The organism is Alcanivorax sp. HI0044, assembly GCF_001634945.1.
In genome coordinates, this window is the sequence record NZ_LWEZ01001732.1 from 1 (window position 1) to 1,338 (window position 1,338).

Here is a 1,338-nt window from a genome sequence, read left to right on the forward strand (position 1 = left end):
ATTCCACTGGGTAATCAGCGCCGTAATCAGGCACGGATCAGCGAGTTGGCGGCAGAAAAATCGCTGAATGAAGCTATGGCGATTTCCGAGGAAAGCCGTCTGCAGGCCCGCTTGTTTGAGCTCTACCAGGCGCTGCAGCATAGCCGCCATCAGGCTGCTGCATTGCGTGAAGAAATGATCCCGCGTTTGCGGCAAGCCGTTAGCGCAGCCAATGAGGCATTTTCGCTGGGTCGCTTCAGTTATCTGGAGTGGATCTCCGTCAAGCAGGAGCTGCTTGATGCTCGGCTGGCATTGATCAACACGCAGTTGGCCTCCCACGTGAGCCTTACCGAAATTGAGCGCCTCACCGGCTTGGCTCTATATGTAAAAAGTGTCTCTGCGCAAAGTAAGGAGCAGAAGTAATGAATGTTTTTCGTAAACCCATCGGCTTGCTGGTGACGGTATGGATGTTGTTGGTTTTTCCGCTGGTGACACTGGCAGCGGGAGCCGCAGAAGAGCAGGAAGCGGAGCCGGAGAAGGGGCCGCATCGCGGACTGGTGCTGCGCGACGGTGACTTTTCTGTGGAGCTGGCCATTTTTGAAACCGGGGTGCCGCCGGAGTATCGAGCCTGGATTAGCGATGACGGTGAACCGGTCGATCCAAGGGAAGTGAATTTGCAGGTGGTGCTGACGCGGCTCGGCAATGTGCGCGACGAGATCGGTTTTGCCCCGCAAGCGGACTTTCTGCGTGGCGACATGGAGATCTATGAGCCTCACTCCTTTGTGGTTTCGGTATCAGCCGAGCACCAGGGTCAGCAGTACCAATGGCAGTACGACAGTTTCGAAGGACGTACCGCCATTGAGCAGGCGGTGGCCGATGCCATGGGGGTGGTGACTGAAGTAGCAGGCCCTGCGACCCTGCATGAAACCGTGACGGCCTACGGCTCTCTGGTCCTACCTCCTGCTGGACAGCGCGCAGTGCGTGCCCGCTTTGACGGTGAAATCGTGCGTGTACACAAGGCGCTGGGCGACACGGTAGCCCGTGGCGATGTGTTGTTCACCATTGAGAGCAACGAAAGCCTGCGCACATATGCGTTGCGGTCGCCCATGTCTGGCGTGATTGCCTCGCTTGACGGTGGTGCTGGCGAGCCCACCGGGGACAGAACGCTGGCCAGCATTATTGATGTATCAAAAACAGAGGCTGAACTGTCGGTGTTTGCTATGGATCGGGCACGGGTCAAGCCAGGTGCTGATGTGCAGCTGGCGCTGGCCGACGGCTCCGCTACGGTCACGGGGAGGGTGACGTTCCTGGCGCCGCAGGTGGCTGCCGGTCAGGCACAGACTGTGCGCGCCTCGCTGG

2 protein-coding genes are annotated in these 1,338 nt (G+C 58.8%); both read left to right on the forward strand.

All coding sequences use genetic code 11. From position 1 onward, the window contains the following. On the forward strand, nucleotides 1-402 hold a 402-nt coding region (locus A3730_RS26030; RefSeq protein WP_197477647.1), incomplete at its 5' end, for a TolC family protein. Then, a partial coding sequence (locus A3730_RS26035; protein WP_063539286.1) for an HlyD family efflux transporter periplasmic adaptor subunit occupies nucleotides 402-1,338 on the forward strand: 937 nt, incomplete at its 3' end. The genes A3730_RS26030 and A3730_RS26035, both read left to right, overlap by 1 nt.